At 38.3% G+C, this 19,007-nt stretch carries 19 protein-coding genes and 1 tRNA gene; 13 read left to right on the top strand and 7 right to left on the bottom strand.

Features of this window, described 5'->3' with window-relative positions; all coding sequences use genetic code 11:
• Window positions 1–128 precede the first annotated feature (128 nt).
• Window positions 129–1,445 carry a Rid family detoxifying hydrolase gene (locus AC012T_RS15620; RefSeq protein ID WP_487059716.1) on the top strand — a complete coding sequence of 439 codons (1,317 nt, stop codon included), beginning with the start codon at window positions 129–131 and terminating at the stop codon, window positions 1,443–1,445.
• 324 nt (window positions 1,446–1,769) lie between these two features.
• Here the strand turns inward: AC012T_RS15620 and AC012T_RS15625 are convergent, their stop codons facing one another.
• A complete protein-coding gene (locus tag AC012T_RS15625; RefSeq protein ID WP_487059718.1) occupies window positions 1,770–2,534 on the bottom strand; it encodes a metallophosphoesterase family protein in 765 nt (254 codons plus the stop codon).
• 354 nt (window positions 2,535–2,888) lie between these two features.
• Between AC012T_RS15625 and AC012T_RS15630 the strand changes: the two genes are divergently transcribed.
• From AC012T_RS15630 to AC012T_RS15660, 7 genes are all read left to right on the top strand, one after another.
• On the top strand, window positions 2,889–3,167 hold the full coding sequence (locus tag AC012T_RS15630; protein ID WP_015214737.1) for a DUF2470 domain-containing protein: 279 nt from the start codon (window positions 2,889–2,891) through the stop codon (window positions 3,165–3,167).
• A gap of 231 nt (window positions 3,168–3,398) precedes the next feature.
• Window positions 3,399–3,716: a hypothetical protein gene (locus tag AC012T_RS15635; protein WP_127051707.1), complete on the top strand. Its 318-nt coding sequence runs from the start codon at window positions 3,399–3,401 to the stop codon at window positions 3,714–3,716.
• Window positions 3,717–3,824: 108 nt separating this feature from the next.
• Complete coding sequence (locus AC012T_RS15640; RefSeq protein WP_487059721.1) at window positions 3,825–5,552, top strand: succinate dehydrogenase/fumarate reductase flavoprotein subunit; 1,728 nt, start codon at window positions 3,825–3,827, stop codon at window positions 5,550–5,552.
• A gap of 185 nt (window positions 5,553–5,737) precedes the next feature.
• Window positions 5,738–5,980, top strand: coding sequence for a DUF1902 domain-containing protein (locus AC012T_RS15645; RefSeq protein WP_487059722.1), 243 nt, complete (start codon window positions 5,738–5,740; stop codon window positions 5,978–5,980).
• Between the two features lie 106 nt (window positions 5,981–6,086).
• Window positions 6,087–6,635, top strand: coding sequence for a J domain-containing protein (locus AC012T_RS15650; RefSeq protein ID WP_487059723.1), 549 nt, complete (start codon window positions 6,087–6,089; stop codon window positions 6,633–6,635).
• A gap of 2 nt (window positions 6,636–6,637) precedes the next feature.
• The gene (locus tag AC012T_RS15655) at window positions 6,638–7,654 is read left to right on the top strand and encodes a hypothetical protein (protein ID WP_487059724.1); all 1,017 of its coding nucleotides are present in this window, start codon (window positions 6,638–6,640) and stop codon (window positions 7,652–7,654) included.
• Between the two features lie 65 nt (window positions 7,655–7,719).
• Complete coding sequence (locus AC012T_RS15660; RefSeq protein ID WP_487066617.1) at window positions 7,720–8,025, top strand: element excision factor XisI family protein; 306 nt, start codon at window positions 7,720–7,722, stop codon at window positions 8,023–8,025.
• 112 nt (window positions 8,026–8,137) lie between these two features.
• Here AC012T_RS15660 and ftnA read toward each other — a convergent pair whose 3' ends face one another.
• The 4 genes from ftnA to AC012T_RS15680 all read right to left on the bottom strand — a co-directional run bounded on the left by ftnA (window position 8,138) and on the right by AC012T_RS15680 (window position 11,121).
• Window positions 8,138–8,668 carry a non-heme ferritin gene (gene ftnA, locus AC012T_RS15665; protein WP_487059725.1) on the bottom strand — a complete coding sequence of 177 codons (531 nt, stop codon included), beginning with the start codon at window positions 8,666–8,668 and terminating at the stop codon, window positions 8,138–8,140.
• 126 nt (window positions 8,669–8,794) lie between these two features.
• Window positions 8,795–9,016, bottom strand: a complete 222-nt coding sequence (locus AC012T_RS15670) for a FeoA family protein (protein WP_487059726.1) — start codon at window positions 9,014–9,016, stop codon at window positions 8,795–8,797.
• A 1-nt stretch (window position 9,017) separates the two neighbouring features.
• On the bottom strand, window positions 9,018–10,481 hold the full coding sequence (locus AC012T_RS15675; RefSeq protein WP_487059727.1) for a nucleoside recognition domain-containing protein: 1,464 nt from the start codon (window positions 10,479–10,481) through the stop codon (window positions 9,018–9,020).
• Window positions 10,482–10,506: 25 nt separating this feature from the next.
• Window positions 10,507–11,121, bottom strand: coding sequence for a FeoB small GTPase domain-containing protein (locus tag AC012T_RS15680; protein ID WP_487059728.1), 615 nt, complete (start codon window positions 11,119–11,121; stop codon window positions 10,507–10,509).
• 194 nt (window positions 11,122–11,315) lie between these two features.
• Between AC012T_RS15680 and glcD the strand changes: the two genes are divergently transcribed.
• From glcD to AC012T_RS15705, 5 genes are all read left to right on the top strand, one after another.
• Window positions 11,316–12,785 carry a glycolate oxidase subunit GlcD gene (gene glcD, locus AC012T_RS15685; RefSeq protein WP_487059729.1) on the top strand — a complete coding sequence of 490 codons (1,470 nt, stop codon included), beginning with the start codon at window positions 11,316–11,318 and terminating at the stop codon, window positions 12,783–12,785.
• Between the two features lie 504 nt (window positions 12,786–13,289).
• Window positions 13,290–14,528, top strand: coding sequence for a glycoside hydrolase family 10-like protein (locus tag AC012T_RS15690; protein WP_487059730.1), 1,239 nt, complete (start codon window positions 13,290–13,292; stop codon window positions 14,526–14,528).
• Window positions 14,528–15,124: a hypothetical protein gene (locus AC012T_RS15695; protein WP_487059731.1), complete on the top strand. Its 597-nt coding sequence runs from the start codon at window positions 14,528–14,530 to the stop codon at window positions 15,122–15,124. The genes AC012T_RS15690 and AC012T_RS15695 overlap by 1 nt, the downstream gene beginning before the upstream one ends.
• 364 nt (window positions 15,125–15,488) lie before the next feature.
• Complete coding sequence (locus AC012T_RS15700) at window positions 15,489–17,738, top strand: sensor histidine kinase (RefSeq protein ID WP_487066619.1); 2,250 nt, start codon at window positions 15,489–15,491, stop codon at window positions 17,736–17,738.
• A 62-nt stretch (window positions 17,739–17,800) separates the two neighbouring features.
• Window positions 17,801–17,872 (top strand) — tRNA-Lys (locus tag AC012T_RS15705).
• 85 nt (window positions 17,873–17,957) lie between these two features.
• Here AC012T_RS15705 and AC012T_RS15710 read toward each other — a convergent pair.
• Both AC012T_RS15710 and AC012T_RS15715 read right to left on the bottom strand, forming a co-directional pair.
• On the bottom strand, window positions 17,958–18,308 hold the full coding sequence (locus AC012T_RS15710) for a KGK domain-containing protein (protein ID WP_487059732.1): 351 nt from the start codon (window positions 18,306–18,308) through the stop codon (window positions 17,958–17,960).
• A 144-nt stretch (window positions 18,309–18,452) separates the two neighbouring features.
• Entirely contained in the window at window positions 18,453–18,914 is a 462-nt protein-coding gene (locus tag AC012T_RS15715) for a DUF29 domain-containing protein (protein WP_487059733.1), read from the bottom strand.
• Between the last annotated feature and the right edge of the window lie 93 nt (window positions 18,915–19,007).

The following is a 19,007-nucleotide window of genomic DNA, read 5'->3' on the forward strand; positions in this document are numbered from 1 at the left end:
AAGAAACGAACCGCGAAGGCGCGTTCGCGCAGCGTTCCGAAGGAAAGTGCGCGAAGGAAGAAGGAAGGGAAGACCATTGATACAAATTTTTGCGTTTATACTTGGTTCAGGGTATTTATTGGTGCTTTATGGACGCTGAGGAACTTTTAGAGAAATACGCGGCTGGGGAACGGGATTTTAGACAAGTAAATCTGAGGGAAGAAAATCTAAAAGGTGCTGAGTTAAGCGAGGTAATTCTATATAGTACAAACTTGACAGGAACTGATTTAAGCGAAGCAAACTTAACGAAAGCAAACCTTAATAATGCGAATTTCACTAAAGCATCTCTCAAAAATGCCAATTTGCATAGTGTTAATGCTTCTTCCGCAAAATTTACTTTTGCAGATCTGGAGGGTGTTGATTTAAGTTGGTCAACTTTGAATGATGCTGAGTTTAACTCTGCAAACTTACAACAGGCAACTCTGATAGGGGTAAATTTAACCAATGCAAAATTATCATTTGCCAACTTAGATACAGCTAATCTTAGTGGTGCAAATCTTACTAATGCAGACCTAAATATAGCTTCATTAGCCGGAGCGGATTTGAGTAAGGCTATGTTAAATAAGGCAAATTTAGAAGAAGCATATTTAATCGGAGCTAATTTTACTCTCGCAACTTTAAGTGAAGCAAAGTTACAAAAAGCCAAAATTCAAGGAGCTAAATTTCATAAAGCAAATTTATCTCAAGTTAATTTGTCAGGGATGAATTTAGCTAATTTAGATTTTACAGAAGCTAGTCTAGTAGGTATAAACCTAGCAAAAGCAGTTCTTCAAGGGGCAAATTTAGAAAGAGCTAAACTACTATTTGCAAACTTAAGTAGAGCAAATCTAAATGGTGCGAATTTGAGAAGAGCAGATTTAACCGGCGCGAATATTTATGGTGCAACCTTTAAAAATGCTGACCTCACAGGTGCGATAATGCCAGATGGAGAAGTTTATACAACATCTGTTGATTTAGATTTCGATAAACTAGAAGCACCATTACCAAAAGATCCAAAAGAGATTTATATTATGACTCGTAAAGTTATCCGTACTGATAAAGCACCTGCACCAGTTGGCCCCTATAATCAAGCAATTCTTGCTTCTGGGCAAATGTTGTTTGTCGCTGGACAAATTGCTATTGATCCTCGTTTGGGTGATGTTGTCTACACCGAAGATGTAGTTAAACAAACTGAACAGGTAATGAGGAATATTGAAGCTATCCTGACAGAAGCAGGAGCTACATTTGCAGATGTAGTTAAAACTGGTGTATTTTTAGCTGATATGAATGATTTTGCCGCTGTGAATGCGGTTTATGCAAAATATTTTCCTGAAGATACAGCCCCCGCACGCGCTTGTGTGGAGGTGTCGCGTTTACCTAAAAATGTGTTGGTGGAAATTGAGTGTATTGCTGTAATTGGTGGTTAATTAACCTCTTTCCTTTGTATTTTCTGTGCCTCTGTGGTTAGAGAGATTACTTTTAAACCGTAGAGACACAGAGAGAGAAAAAGATTTTTCAAGTGATACTCAAAGGCTAGTTCTATAAATTAGCCTTGATAATTAAAACTCAAACACTTTCTCAACTTAGAGCATGTTTGAAAAGTTTAGGGACGTATAATTTGTCATTCTGAGTGGAGTCTTACGCAACGAAGAATCTGGAGTTTAGCCCACATACTGAGATGCTACCCTGCGGGAACGCTAAAAGCGAACGTTCCTCAGCATGACATGGAAGGAGACTTTTCAAACACCCTCTTAGACTCTTTGTCTATGACGACGACTATTTTTAATTTCCTTTGGCTCAACTATAGTAACTGCATCTTCTAAAGGTAAAGTCCGAACAGAGTTGTTAAAAACATTGACTTGATAAACCAACTGATTGGTAATGTCTAATCCTGTTAACCAACCGCTACGGAGATGATAAGCACCTGTATCAATGTCTAACCAACCTTGTCCTTGTGCCAATTGACCTGGAGCAACACCAGGTAGAGTAAAGGTGATAGTATGACCGACGATAATTAACTTGTTGCTAAAATATGGCTGCTCCATACTGTGGAATTCTTCACGTATCCAGCAAAGTTCCTCAGCGGTTTGTTCTGAAACTGATTTATTGGGGTCTACACCTGCATGGGTTAACCACACATCTCCTAAGTCAATATAGGTGGGCAAATTCTCAAACCAATCTAGATGATCTTGAGGAATTTGGGCTGTTTGATAACTGCTAATTGTTGCCTGTCCACCACTATATAGCCATGCTTGTATTGTTTGATTAGAATTAAATTTGTTGTTATTAATTGCATTTAGTAACATCTGCTCATGATTACCTAGCAGACAATCGTAGTTATTTCGTTTGACAAAATCTACTACTTGTGCGCTTTGAGGCCCCCGATCTATTAAATCTCCCAAAAAATAGACTTTTTCTGCTGATGTAGGTGCAATTTTCTCCAACAGGATCATTAAACCTTGGTAGTAACCATGTACATCCCCGATAACAATTCTGCGTGGACTAATTTCGTTCATCGGCTCTAGCTCTAAATAAATTTACTAGGAAGTTGTATTACGGTTTTATTTTTCTGATTACCGTATGGAAGGATCACTAAATACTTGATTAATTACATGATTTATTTTTAACAAAAATATTAAGTGACTTTAGTTTAAATTTTATCAGACATAACATAACTTTTGTGAAAATTAGCCAAGTTTTATAAAAATTTAATTGAAACCTGGTTTTGGGTAAAAACGGAAGTAGTGGGTAATTCATGAATTACCCCTACGCAAGAATCAGGTTTTGAGTTCAATCTTGAGTAAGTCCTAAAAGCGTTACGGTGGCTTAGAATGTAGAAGATAGTTGTCTACCCCAGTGGAAACCGTACAATGTCTGATCAGTTTTCTCCAGAAATTAGCGATCGCATCTGCAAACACATGAACGAAGATCATGCCAATGCTGTTGTTATCTATGCCCAGGCTTTTGGTAGTGCCAAAAATGCCACAACAGCCCAAATGCTCTCAATAGATGCCGAAGGCATGGATTTAACTGCACAGGTGAACGGAGAAACAGTGCCAGTTCGCATTCAGTTTGATCATGTTCTCACAGATGCGGAAGATGCTCATCAAACCCTAATTGCGATGGTGAAGCAAGCGCGGGTTAAGTAGTACCGAGTACCGAGTATTGAGTACTGAGTGTTAGCCCATAGTTAAAACTAGGGGATAAAAATTAAGAAGAGAGTAGGAACAGTCTAAAGTACTAATTCTCTGGCTTTTTTAGATCATTAACAACTAAATTGTTAAGTGATATTACGAACTTTGGAAAAATATTTAGAAAATGCCCGTCAGCCAAACATGGCTCTAAGGTAGAACCTATAGGATAAAATTGAGGCAAATAAGATGAATAAAAATAATATTCAAAACTATCGGTTTGTCTGCACCTTGACATTTGGTGATATATACGGTCAAATCATTGTTTGGTTAATCACAATTACCATTAGTTTGGCATCGGCTTTGGCGCTAATGGGTGCAAGAAGACCAGTATATGCTTTAGCTACAGTGGGACTAGTCGTTTTTCTCACACTACCTTTCTTACTGTTTGCCTTTGTGACGACATTGTTAAATCATATTGAATTAACTGCTATAGAACCAGGGACAAAGACTGAACCTATACCTGGCAATATTTCTCAGCAACAACCTGTACAAGCAAGTAGTTGATAAATTGGTAATTGGTAATCGGTAATTGGTAATGGCAATAAACTAAGAACTTAAGATAACATCCCTGTCTAGAGGCGGGGTATTTTTTTTGCAATGTGAGTTAAATTTATGTTAGAGCATGATGTAATTATTGTTGGTGGTGGTTTGGCGGGATGTCGGGCTGCGTTAGAAATCGCCCGCACTGACCCTAGTTTGAATGTGGCAGTAGTCGCCAAAACCCATCCGATTCGTTCTCACTCTGTTGCTGCTCAAGGTGGTATGGCGGCATCTTTGAAAAATGTTGATGATGAGGATAGTTGGGAAGCACACGCTTTTGATACTGTTAAGGGTTCTGATTATTTGGCAGATCAGGACGCTGTGGCTATTCTCACCCAAGAAGCGCCAAGTGTGGTCATTGATTTAGAACACATGGGGGTTTTGTTCTCCCGTCTTGCTGATGGTAGGATTGCTCAACGGGCTTTTGGTGGACATTCGCACAACCGCACTTGTTACGCTGCTGATAAAACTGGCCATGCAATTCTGCATGAGTTGGTGAATAATTTACGGCGTTATGGTGTGCAGATTTACGAAGAATGGTATGTAATGCGCCTGATTTTAGAAGATGGTCAGGCGAAAGGTTTGGTGATGTTTCACCTGTTGGATGGGCAAATTGAGGTAGTCCGGGCTAAGGCGGTGATGTTTGCGACGGGGGGATATGGTCGCGTTTATAACACTACTTCTAATGATTATGCTTCGACTGGTGACGGTTTGGCAATGACTGCGATCGCAGGTTTGCCTTTAGAAGATATGGAGTTTGTGCAGTTTCATCCCACTGGTTTATATCCTGTAGGAGTGCTGATTTCTGAGGCTGTGCGCGGGGAAGGGGCGTATTTGATTAATGCTGAGGGCGATCGCTTTATGGCTAATTATGCGCCTAGTAGAATGGAATTGGCTCCTCGTGATATTACCTCAAGAGCGATCGCTTATGAAATTCGTGCCGGTCGCGGTGTCAATCTCGATGGTAGCTCAGGCGGCCCTTTTGTTTACCTAGATTTGCGCCACATGGGTAAAGAAAAAATCATGAGTCGCGTTCCCTTTTGTTGGGAAGAAGCACACCGTTTAGTAGGCGTTGATGCTGTCACTCAACCGATGCCAGTACGTCCCACAATTCATTATTGCATGGGTGGTATACCAGTTAACACCGATGGACAAGTCCGCAGCAGTGGAGATGGTTTAGTTGAAGGCTTCTACGCTGCTGGGGAAACCTCTTGTGTTTCCGTTCATGGTGCAAATCGTCTTGGTAGTAATTCGCTATTAGAATGTGTAGTTTATGGCAAGCGAACAGGGGCAAGTATTGCCAGATATGTGCAGAACCGCAAATTACCAAATGTAAATGAGCAACCTTATATTACCGAAGCAAAACAACAAATTCAATCTTTATTAGAACAACCTGGAAAATATCGGATTAACCAAGTTCGTCAAGAATTTCAAGACACAATGACGCAATATTGTGGAGTGTTCAGAACAGAAGAATTAATGCAAGAAGGTTTGCAGAAACTTGAAGCATTACAACAACAATATCCACAGATTTATTTAGATGATAAAGGAACTTGTTGGAATACAGAATTAGTAGAAGCTTTAGAATTGCAAAGTTTAATGGTTGTAGGACAGACAATTTTAGCATCAGCCTTAAATCGTCAAGAAAGTCGTGGCGCACATTTCCGCGAAGATTTTCCAAATAGAGATGATAGTCAATTTCTGCAACACACAATGGCTTATTATTCACCAGCGGGAATTGATATTCAATATCGTCCGGTAATGATTAATATGTTTGAGCCAAAGGAGAGGAAGTATTAATTGTATGAGTTATGCATAAATCATGAAAGAATGAACCACGAAGGGACGAAGTACACGAAGGAAGAAAGTAACAAGATATGTAATCCTTAATAAGGAAGTAAGGAAATGAAGTATAATGGATGATATTATCAATCTAACCTTTATACTTCACCATTTTTTCTGTTCAGTGTAGAGAATCGTGGATTATGACACCAATTACCTATCAAGTTGAAGCATTTTGGGATTCAGAAGCAGAGGTTTGGGTTGCAACTAGCGAAGATGTTCCAGGTTTGGTAACGGAAGCTTCTACAATTGAAGTTTTGACAGAAAAATTGCGCGTAATAATTCCTGAACTTCTGGTATTGAATAAAATTGTAACTCCTAATTATTTCGGTTCTATTAGCTTTGAGTTAATCAGTCATAGACAAGAATTGATTCAGGTGGCTTGATATATGAGTACATCCTTTACGCCTGAATTGAAACAAATTATTTCAGAGTAAGATTGCTATTTTACAACTCAAGGTATAATAAGATAAAAGATGTAGCTGATAAGAGATGACTACACTACTTCTAAACCAACAATTACAGGATGAAATTATTCGTCTTTCCAGGGTTAGTCAAGTTGATACTAAAATCTTGGAACAATTTGCTTGTTTTATTATCCAAAATTCTCAGCAGCAATCTAAAAAGGTCACATTTGTTAATATAAATGATTTAAAACAAGCGGTTTATCGACGTTTTAATGTAAACAATACGCAAGAATTAAAAAATGCTGGTGCTTTTAAAATGGCAACGGATGGAATGGAAAAGCTTGACTTTCGCCTCAAACTAACATGGGAAATGTTATATCGTAAATTTATTGGTATTTTACCAGGAGAAGACAACCAAGAGGGATATGGTTGTATTAATGGAATTAATGTATTTAATTACTTCAAACCTTGGCAGGTATTTGGACTAGATCCAAAAACAGCGACAAAAGAAGAAATTAAAGCTGCTTATTATAGACTTTCTAAAATATATCATCCTGATAATCCAGAAACCGGTGATAGAGCAATATTTGAGCGCATTGAAATTATGTATAAAAGTATTAGTGCCAGGATTTAAATATGTCATTTGATCGAGAAACTTTTTATATACAAGAAGAAAAACTAGCGGAAGCATTTGAATTTACACAACGTAAGTTTGATGAAAAATGTGAAAAGTTAATTGATTCATCTGATGATAGTATTAGACTCCAAGAATGGGTACACTTTATTATTCAAGGAAAAGTAAATAAACAAATAATCAGAATTTTCTCCAGAGAGGGAGCAATAGCTATTGCTAAATACTTAGATATTGAAGGTACAGTCAGTAAAAATGCCCTGAATCAAGTTTTTGCATTATTTGAAGAGTATCGCATTCATCAAATAGATAGCATAGTGCGGCGTTCTGTTTATGAAAATAGTTCTTCTTTAGTTATGAAACGCCAACGTCACTGGCTCAATATTGAAGATGTTGTGAATATATTTAAAAGTAGTAAATCTAGGATTATAGAAGCGTTTAATAGCATTCAAACCAGTGATGATCCAATGATAATTAATGCGGATTTTGAAAGTGTAGATCAAGTGTATTTTTCCTTATCTGGACTAGAAAAGTTAAGTATTGAATTATCATTAAATTTGCGTTCCAAAGAAAGACGAGAATATTGTATCAGAGTGAGAGAAGTTGCGCCACCTGTTGTCGAATTTCTTGCTTTTACTCCTACTCCACCAGAAGAGAATATAGAAAAAGCCATTCGTTATGTCAAAACTAGAGATGGTTGTTGCCAAGTTACAGGTATTGAACGTAACAAATATGAAAATAAATCAATTGAATTAGTTGGACATCATTTATATGACAGAAAGACTTATAAATTTCTGGCTGATGATCCAGATAATATTATTACAGTAACAGAACAAATTCATGATGATTTCCATCAATGGAATGGAGGTTCTCAGAAAAGCTGTACAATAGATGATTTCATTCAATATGTTGAAGGGCGTTACCCACAGAAGCATAAAGAAATTTTGATGCTGGAAAATCGCAGAAGAGTTTTATTAGTTAAATTGAGTCAATTTCAGAGAGCTTTACCTGAAGGAATTTAGAAAATTATGTATGGTTTATTTTAATAATTTTAACGATGGATAACATAGCTAAATATCGAGAATAAATTCAAACCTTACTCACAAATTATGCCAAAGATGATATTTCCACCAACGAAGTAGATGTAGAACTTATCTTTGATACAGAACGCGACCATTATCAGTGGATGAACGTTGGTTGGGAACATTTAACTCGCGTTTATATGACTGTTATCCACTTCGATATTAAAAACGGCAAAATTTGGTTACAACAGAATTTAACAGAAGAAAATCCCGCTGAAGATTTAGTAAAAATGGGTGTTCCCAGAGAAGATATCGTCCTGGGTTTACATCCTCCTTATAAACGTCCGTATACAGATTATGGAGTTGCTTAGAGAATGTTTTAGTTGATTGGCGCATTTAATTCTACATTTTTAGCGTTTGTAGTAAGCAATTTAATGCTTACTACAACAATGATTTTAGTCCTGATTACGAACATATTTATCTTCATGCAGATGAAGTCATTGCAGTTGCTTCTTTTCCTTTATTAGCTGCTAGATTGGCGACTTCTCGGTCAATAAAAAATATACCTTGTCCTTCCGTGCCAATTAGATGAATTTTGTCGAGAATCCCTTTAAACAAAAACTCTTCTTGATGTTGTTCGGCAACATACCATTGCAGAAATTGCAGGGTAGAATAATCTGGTTCTGTATTTGCTAAATGTACCAAATCATTAATCTTACGAGTGATGGACTGTTCATGTTCATAAATTTGTGCAAACAGTTCCGTCAGAGAAGAGAAATTACTAGGTGGAGCTTGCATTCCAGTGATTACTGCTAATGAGCCTGTTTCATGCAAATAATTGAGTAAGCGACGCATATGCATCATTTCTTCATCCGCGTGTTGACTCAGAAAGGTAGCACATCCATCTAAAGCTTTGTAGGCACACCAAGAACTCATTTGTAGATAAAGATGGGAAGAATACATTTCTAAGTTGATTTGTTCATTCAACCGAGCAATCATAGCTTGAGATAGCATATTTCTGACTCCTTGTTATACTATTTTGGATTTTGGATTGGGCGTTGCTTAGTTGTGGAATTATTTATCTCACACCGAGAGAATAAGGAGTTTGAAATCTCAATATCCCCAGTTCTCAGATCAGACTCAACTCGATTCCACATAAATACTTTGTGCTGTTTCCTGATCCAAGGCGGCGCGGGTTCTGCCGACCATGATGATGTAGGATGGAAAGCGTTGTTCCAAAACTAAATTGCTGCCTGGTAAAATGCCGAATGCCATCAGCTTTTGTAACACTGCATCATCTTGCGTTTGCAAACAAACTACGGTTTGCGGTTGACCAATTTTGACTGTTGATAAGGCGTTCATATTAAAAGTTGACTCCGAATAAGGTTAAGCCGAGGTTGACGAGATATCCCATCAAGAAAGCGAAGGGAAAAATAAACAGTACGATCGCAACAGTAGTTTTAGTTCCCCGTTCCTTAATCAGCATTTGCAATTGGGCGATACAGGGTAAAAACAACGTCAACACGATCGCTGCTACCACTAACTGATTACCTGACAGGCTGCCTTGTTGCTGTAAATCAAACAGTCCGGCTGCACCATAATCTCTTCTAAAAAAGCCATAAAGGAATATCGGTGCTGCTTGTGTTGGCATTCCTAAAGCCAAAGTCAGAGGTTCAATCGCCCGGATAATCGCATCAAATAATCCAGTTAATCGTCCCGCCCAAATCAACACTGAAGCCCAAATAAACAACGGTAAGACTTCCAAAAAATACCACTTCATCCGTACCCAGGTTTTAACTAGCACGTTCCGCAATTTGGGCAGACGTAAAGGCGGGACTTCCATATAAAATTTGCCAGAAGTACCGGGTAATAATTTGGCTGTGAGATAGCCAACTACTAAGAAGATGGCAGTGATAAAGCCTCCCCAAAATAGTAAGGCGGCTGGTTTTTGTGCCAGTAATCCCACAATCACACCCCACTGCGCTGCACAGGGTATAGCCAGGGAGAGTAAAAAGGTAGCGATTAACCGTTCCCGTTTGGTTTCTAAGGTGCGGGTGACAATCGTGGCCATGGTGTCACACCCTAAGCCTAATACCATGGGAATGACTGCGCGACCAGATAACCCCACGGATTTAAATAAGCGATCTAACATTAAAGATAGACGTGGGAGATAACCGCTATCTTCTAGTAATGAGAACATCAAGAAGTAGGTAGCAACCACAGGTAAGACGATCGCTGTAGCGTAGCGAATTCCCAAGGTGATGATGCCATAGTCATTAGCAATCAAGTCTTGAATCGACTTCCAGGGAATAACTTGAGCAGTGATTTGGTTGACGAATGGATTGATTTGTGATTCAAAAAAAGTTTCGATGCGATCAACTAGTTCCCCTGCACCAAATTCACCGACAAATTTGTAGACTCCGTAGTACAGGATGACGACAAGGATGGGGAATCCAGTAATGGGATTAACTGTAAGTTTGTGGATTGTTTCAGTGAGTGACGATCGCGCCTCTCTAGTTTCATGCAAAACGGCTCTTTCTATAGCATGAGCCTGACTTTGGCGAGTATTGGCGATCGCTAATCCAATGGGTTGTTTAAGTTGATTCTGCGTAACAGTAATCAATACTTCCAGATGGCGACACTGTTCTTGATCCTGTTGCAAAGCTTGCCATAAACCAGGGTCTTTCTGTAACAGTAATAAAGCTAGACTCCGGGGTGAGAGTGAGTAATTCCCAAATAGATAGCGATTACCTAAAGTTTGCCACCACGATTCTAGTTGTGCGATCGCAGCTTCAATCGGTTCTGGATAGATAACTTGGCTAATCATGCCCTTTCCTCCTGATCTCAAATATTTACGCTGGTATCATGGCAGCCTGAACTGGCAGGAATGGCGCAATCCTGTGACGCAATTCATCTATACCTTGCTTCAAAGCTGCCGCCATACAAACTACTGGAATTCCCAACTCCATCTCCAGTTGATCTTGTCGTAAATCCAGTCCCCAATTATGCGCTTCATCCATCATATTGACCGCGAGTACAACAGGCAGTCCAGCTTCAATGAGTTGAAAAGTGAGAGGCAGCATCCTTCCTAAATTCTTGCCATCTACCACATGAATCACAGCTGCCACAGGTTCGATTAACAATAAATCTCTGGCAACTTTTTCTTCTTCAGTAATAGGCAGTAGTGAATACATCCCTGGTGTATCAATCACTGTTATGCTTTGTTCCCCTATCTGTGCCAGTCCACGACTCACCTCTACAGTTGTACCGGGGTAATTAGACACTGTTACATAAATCCCAGTTAGGGCATTAAAAATTACACTCTTCCCCACATTGGGCATTCCTACCAGAGCAATTGGGGGACTTGAGGAAACTTCCCTATATTCCTGCCTTTTGCGAAATAATCGCAATCCGCGTGATTTTTTTCCACAAGATTGTCCGTTTGATATACATTTGTGGCATTCCATAGAAATTTATGGTTGAGTTCTACTGTTATAGATTCTCAATTGAAAATGTGAGGATTTTGTGAGGGAATATAATTTACTCAGAGTCGTCCCATCAAAAATCCTCCTCTCCGCGCCTCCGCGTCTCTGCGTGCAAAAAACAACTCCCATAACCACACCAATAGCCCTAAAGTAAAAATAAACATCTACCATTGACTATGCTTACCCAAGAAAAAAAACAAATCGACTGGAAACCCATCATCAAAAAATTTATTGCAGTTCTGGGAGAAAAAGGAGTAGTAAAACGCCGGGAAGAACTCCTCACTTATGAATGCGACGGCTTAACCAGCTATCGCCAAACACCCCCAGTTGCGGTTTTACCCCGCACCACAGAACAAGTAGCCGAAGTAGTCAAAATTTGTAATCAACACTCCGTTCCCTTCATTGCACGGGGTTCTGGAACCGGTTTATCTGGTGGTGCTTTACCATCAGAAGATTCGGTTTTAATTGTCACATCTTTAATGCGGCAAATCATCAAAATTGATTTAGAAAATCAGTTGGCTGTAGTTCAACCTGGAGTCATAAATAGCTGGGTGACACAAGCAGTTAGTGGTGCTGGATTTTATTATGCACCAGATCCTTCTAGCCAAATTATTTGCTCAATTGGTGGGAATATTGCTGAAAATTCAGGTGGAGTCCATTGTTTAAAATATGGTGTTACCACTAACCACGTTTTGGGTTTAAAGCTTGTGCTTCCTGACGGTGCAATTGTTGATGTCGGGGGACAAATTCCCGAAATGCCAGGTTATGATTTAACAGGTGTATTTGTCGGTTCAGAAGGAACTTTAGGAATTGCGACAGAAATCACTTTGCGAATTCTCAAAAGTGCAGAATCAATCTGTGTGCTTTTAGCAGATTTTACCAGTGTTGAAGATGCAGCAGCAACTGTTTCCGATATCATCAGCGCGGGAATTATTCCCGGTGGGATGGAAATGATGGATAATATTAGTATTAACGCCGTTGAAGATGTTGTTGCTACAAATTGTTATCCTCGTGATGCAACGGCAATTTTGTTAGTAGAAATTGATGGGTTAGAAGTTGAAGTTGCAGTTAATAAACAGCGTATTTCTGAAATTTGTCAAAAAAATGGGGCGCGAAATATTACGACGGCGAATGATCCAGAAACGAGATTAAAATTGTGGAAAGGACGAAAAGCTGCTTTTGCTGCTGCTGGACATTTAAGCCCTGATTATTATGTACAAGATGGAGTAATTCCTCGGACTCAATTACCTTATGTATTAAATGAAATTGAGGCTTTAAGTCAAAAATATGGTTATCCAATTGCTAATGTCTTTCATGCTGGAGATGGTAATTTACATCCTTTGATTTTATTTGATAATTCCGTGCATGGGGCATTAGAAAAAGTAGAAGAATTAGGAGGAGAAATTCTCAGACTATGTGTGAAAGTAGGTGGTAGCATTTCTGGTGAACATGGTATTGGTGCTGATAAAAAATGTTATATGCCAGATATGTTTAGTGATGCTGATTTAGAAACTATGCAATGGGTAAGACAGGTTTTTAATCCTCAAGGTTTAGCAAATCCTGGGAAGATTTTCCCCACACCTCGCACTTGTGGTGAAGCAGCAAAGGCTTCAATTCAGCAGTTTCCAGGAGTGGAGAGATTTTAATTAGCAAAGTATAAGCTAATACAGTTTATTCAAGTAACCAAAATCAATATTTACGTAGCTTGTATCGAAGTTTTTGTTGGGTTGCGCTGTCGCTTAACCCAACCTAAATTTGTAAGAATTCAGGAGTCAGGAGTCAGGAGTCAGGAGAAAGAAGAAAAGAAGGAAGAAGGAAGAAGAATATTTTTCTCTTCTGTTACCTGTTCCCTGCTATATCAAACATTCTGTATCCTGAATCCTTACCTAAATTTTTTATTTTTCATGAAAAAATATTGATATCATGTAAGTATTTAGGCTAGATAATACTTACAGTCAGGATAATAAAGGCTTTTAGAGTCAAATTGGATGATTTCGATAAAATCTTGCTTCTTTTTATTCTTGATTTCATAAGCATTCTAAATTCTGACTCCTGACTCCTGAATTCTTACGATATCATTACATAATCCTGATAAATATAATTTGATTTTGTAGTTATATTTATATGATCAAATTAAGTCTAGTTACCAAATGAATAGGGTGTTACGCCGTTGTTTTTTGTTATTTTTGTGTTTAGGATTTGTATTCAGTTTAACAGGATTGCCAATTTCTTCAAGTTTGATTTCTTCTCAAAAGAGTAGTTTGGTAACTACAGAAATTCGCGGTGTTTGGCTGACAAATGTTGCTAGTGGTGTGCTTTTTGTTCCTTGGGGTATTGAACGCGCAATAAATCAATTAGCCGCACTCAATTTTAATACAATTTATCCGGTAGTCTGGAATAGAGGTTATACTTTCTACAAAAGTGATATTGCTAAAAATATTACTGGAGAAAAAGTTCAGCCTTTGATGAATTTATTACATGGAAATAAAGATGTTTTAGCAAAGCTAGTAAAACTGGCAAAAAATAAAAATTTAAGTGTTATTCCTTGGTTTGAATATGGTTTAATGACTCCACCTGATTCTGCATTAGCAAAGTTATATCCAGAATGGTTGACAATTGGACAAGAAGGGTTAAACTCTGTTGATGAAAATCTACCGGAAGAAATTGATAATGGTGTGTTTAATCGCCAAGCTTGGCTAAATCCTTTGCACCCGCAAGTACAGGAATTTCTCAAAAGTTTAATTTTGGAAGTTGTGAAAAATTACAATGTAGATGGTATTCAAATTGATGATCATTTTGGAATGCCGGTACAATTTGGTTATGATGATTTTACTATTGAACTTTATCAAAAAGAACATTTAGGTAAAAGTCCACCGAGTGATCCTTTTGATGCTAAATGGATGCGCTGGAGGGCAGACAAAATTACTAATTTTATGACCCAAATTAATCAGGAAGTCAAGGCAATTAAGCCTTATGCTAAAATATCTCTTTCTCCTAATTCCCAGTATTTTGCCTATAAATATTATTTGCAGGATTGGGAAAATTGGGTCAAAAAAGATTTAGTAGATGAGTTAATTTTACAGGTATATAGAGATGACAAAAAAGCCTTTATTGCGGAAATAGAAAAACCTGCTATAAAATTGGCTCTGACTAAGATTCCTGTGAGTATTGGCATATCAACGGGAACTTTAGCAAGTCCTGTGGATATTGACAGCATTAAGGAAAAGGTGCAAATTGTCCGTGATCATAATTTCTTTGGCTTTTCTTTTTTCTATTGGGAAAGTTTATGGAGTTACATGACACCCGAATCACCACAAAAACGGCGTAAAGTTTTTTCTGAGATGTTTCCTACTAAAGCTTTTAAACCTTTAAATATAAAAAAGACGTGATGCAATTAGCATTTAAACATACTAAATATAGTTTTTTTTCATTTACATTTCTGTGGACTTTTGCGACTTTGATTGGTTTTTTATTAAGTTTATTTTTGATTGAGATTGGGGAAAAAGAACATATTGGTGTGGTGGAGGCTACGATAGGTGGATTAGCGATCGCACTCCCGCAAAGCTATATACTCAAACAGAAGATTTTTCCTTTAGGCTGGATCTTATCAACTCTCTTAGGTTGGGTGCTAATTGTGGCTATTGGTATAGGTGCTGTGGGTTGGTGTGTACCGTCAACAGAATTGTTACCAATGAGAATCTTCTTCGGAATTATTTCGGGAGGTACTGGCGGTTTCGTCATTGGACTGACACAATGGTGGTTAGCAATCCCCCAATCAGTTCCCTGGACATGGTGTTGGATGTTCGTAAGTTCGGCAAGTTGGGCAGTGGCTGTACCTCTTGGTTCAATTTTAGGGCTATTTTTACGCCGCTTCACACGCTTGTTTTTCGGGGAAGTTGTCGGTTTAGTTCTTACCTGGCTGGTAGTGGGAATTTTGACAGGAATCAGCGCTTACAAATTGTTTAAAATCACGCCCAAGTCCTAACTCTCAATGTATTCATAGGGTGGGGATGAATTTATGAAAGTATGAAGAATTGTAACAAATATGAAGGATCATACTAGTTTATAATTCAGTATATGCAAGAATCTTAGAACATTATTAACAATAACTTCAGTATCACCCCATTAACAGCATTATAGACGTGTTTTAGGCTGTTATTAGGAATATTGGTGAAGTCTACTCCTATTAACTGGCTGACATTTTCGATTCATAACTAGAGAAAGATATAAAAATCCATGAATAAAATCTGAAAAATACTTTAGCTTTAGGCGCTAGGGATTATTTGTCACCAAAATTAATACCAAAAGAGCGCCTAGAAGAGTCAGCAACACCTAATATGGACTCTCGCATGAAAATAAATCCAGTTGAATCAATTTCCAATTTGACAAACTCAGTACCTCAGCAGGTTTTTTTCGGTACAGAAATAGATAAAACAAGTAGTAGCGAGCAATTTCTACTCAGTATGTACGATTCTGTGCAGACATCTATATTTATCGTCGATGTTCTAGAAGACGGGGATTTTCGCTATCTAGCACTTAATCCTACCCATGAAAGGTGGCTGGGGATTCGCTCAGAGGAACTGCGGGGTAAAAAACCAGAGGATATTCTCTCTGCAATTGATGCGGCTAGAGTCCGTCAGCGTTATAGTGATTGTGTGCGCTTTGGCAAAACGATTTCCTATGAGCAATGTTTGCAATTTCAAGGTATAGATACTTGGTGGAGTACAACTTTAACACCATTACGAGATGCAGACTCTAGGATTTATAGACTGATTGGCACTAGTAGCAATATTACCCCCTCCAAACTAGCAGAACAAACGGGAATCAAACAAGCAGAAAGAGAACGTTTGCTAGAAGCTATTACCCTGAGAATTCGTCAATTTCAAGATTTAGAAACGATTCTCCAGCAGACAGTTAAAGAACTACGCCATTTATTAGAGAGCGATCGCATTTTAATTTATCACTTTGAGCCGGATAATGGTGGTGTGATTATTGCTGAATCAACAATTACGGCTGGGGATACCCTATTAGGCAAAAAAATCAAAGATCCCTGTTTTGATACCAAACATCGAGAACGTTACAGACGCGGTTGTATTCATGTGGTTGAAGATATTTATGCCACCGGTTTGCATCCTTGTCAGCGAGATTTCTTAGCTGCCATGCAGGTACAATCTAATTTAGTTGTACCAATTTTATTCCAACAAAAGTTGTGGGGACTGTTGATTGCTCAACATTGCCGAGAAAAGCGACAATGGCAACAGGGAGAAATTGATTTATTCAAACAAATAGCCGTTCAACTTGGTATTGCTGCTCAACAAGCAGAACTGCAACAACAGGTAAAATATTTACAAGAGCAGATAGAATTACAAAAGCAACAGCACGCATTTAAGTTCCATCAGGTGCAGAATTTTCAAGCACTGTTACGACGGCTGACTGAACAAATCCGCGATAGTGTAGATGTTAACCAAGTGCTACAAACTGCAACCCAGGAATTAGCACAATTATTGCAACTAGAACGATGTCAAATTGAACTGTATAACCCTTGCCAAACTTCAGCTACAGTGATTTGTGAGTATAGTTCTAGTTCACCTCATTGTCAGGGATTAATGAGGGAGATTGCAGACTTTCCTGAAGTATATCAGCCATTACTGCAAAAACAACCTTTGCAAACTGTGGAAATTCTACCAGGAAACTATCTACAAGTGCAGGTTGTTTCCCAATTAGCTTGTCCCATTTTTGATGCTCAGGGAATTTTGGGCAATATTTGGTTAATTAAGCCAACAGAGGCGATATTTGAGGAATTAGAGATATCCTTAGTACAGGAAGTTGCTAATGAATGTGCGATCGCAATTCGTCAATCTCAACTCCAAGAAAAAAACAAAGCACAGGTAAAAGAACTAGAAAACCGCGAACGTCACAAAAACGAATTTCTCAAAACCCTTTCTCAAGAACTCCGCACACCTGTTACCAGTATTAGCCTCGCTGCTCAAACTCTAGAAAGTCTGCTCACCCCAAACGGTATTATCGATCTAGAATTAGTACCGCAACTGTTGCAGATTTTACATAACGAATGTGGACGCGAAAGCAAATTAATTAACGATTTGCTCACCCTCACCTATCTCAAAATTGAACCCGAACCCCCGACATTAATCGCCATTGACTTACAAACCTGGCTAACTCCCATTGTCGAGTCTTTTCGGGATGTTGCTGATTGTCAGAAACAAAACTTAAACCTGAGTATTGAGGAGAAACTTCCGCTTTTAGAAACCGATATCACCGATTTTGAGCGCATTATCACAGAACTGCTCAACCATGCTTGTAAATGCACCCCCGCAGGTGAATCAATCAAAGTCTCCGCTGACTTGAATGCAGACACAGTTGAATTAAAAGTCACTCATTCTGGTGTAGAGATTCCCAGTCATGAACTAACACAGGTTTTTCAGCCATTTTACCGCTTTCCTAACAATTCTCCCTGGAAATCGACCAACACGGGATTAGAACTGGCTTTAGTCAAAGCAATGGTAAAACGTTTAAACGGTTCAATTTATGTCGAAAGCAGCAATATGCAAATCAGTTTCACCATTAGATTCCCGCTTTAACCAGTTTTTTAACTGCAACACTAGCGCCAGCGTCAAAAGTCTGATATCATGAGTCCTAGTGTGGGTGAGTAGCTCAACGGTAGAGCAGTTGACTCTTAATCAATTGGTTGCGGGTTCGATTCCCTCCTCACCCACTAAACGCTATTAAGTCATTAAGAATATTCTCTCATGTAGGGTGCGTTACGCTGTCGCTAACGCACCATTAATATTATTTGGTAATTAATCAATATTTAGTTGTGTACGAAGATCATCTAGTGGTGACTCTGGTAATTTAGGGTGATTTGATTCCTCGTCTAGCTGTGCTTCTAGTACCTGTTCCTCCTCGTCAGGGATAAATTCCAGGGAAATCCTCACCCTCCCTTTTTGCCAACCACCTCCTGTTTGTTTCAACACTTCGCACTCAACACCTGTCAGCAACCATTCATCCCATGTACTACTAGATTCCCGATATACCCTGGCCACTAAATTACCCGTTATCTCCACCACCTGAAATGTTGAAGCATCAATAGGACTTTTATTTTTGGCTATAGACACAACATCCAACAAATCTAATTTTACAGATTTACTCATATTTACTCCAAGATACTGTAATTACTATTACTATCTTAAATAAGTAAAACACATAGCTTTGAGTATTTTTGCAAGTATCGGGATAAACTTTATATTCTAGGTTTCACCATCACAGAATAGAAAAAAAGAATGTTAGAAATTTAATTAATCAGGTAAAAAATCTTCATTCAAACATTCATCGACAGTAAAAGGAGACTCAACAGGAAAAATATCAAGCACTAACCCAGTTTCATCACTGGCTTGCTTTCTCGCATCTTGATAACATTCAATAAATACTACTTGAAAATACGCCTTCAAGCTAGGACTATCTTTAAAAGTTCTTGTCAATCTACGCCGATGTTCTCTAATAGTGGATTTCCAACTGTTAGTGCGTTTATCTTGTTGATATTTGTATTTTAGCAGGTGCATTAAGAGAATAACTAGGTTACTTTCTAATGCATGTTTCTCACTTCTTCCCATGCTTTCGATTTCTTCAAGCAGATTTTCTAAATCAATTTCTGCCAATTTCCCTGTTTTTAATTGTTTGGCTGTTGTTTCTATCCATAAGTAAAAATCTTGTTCGTAAAGATTAGCGTTTGTAGTTACTGTTGCTTGAGGTACTGTCATATAATTCTTTAACCTCTCGTAATTAAACTATGATTCTGGCATTATATCACGATACAAGTATTGACTTTGTGCTTATTATACTATACCTAAAAA

This window comes from Anabaena sp. EIM26, from assembly GCF_057568715.1.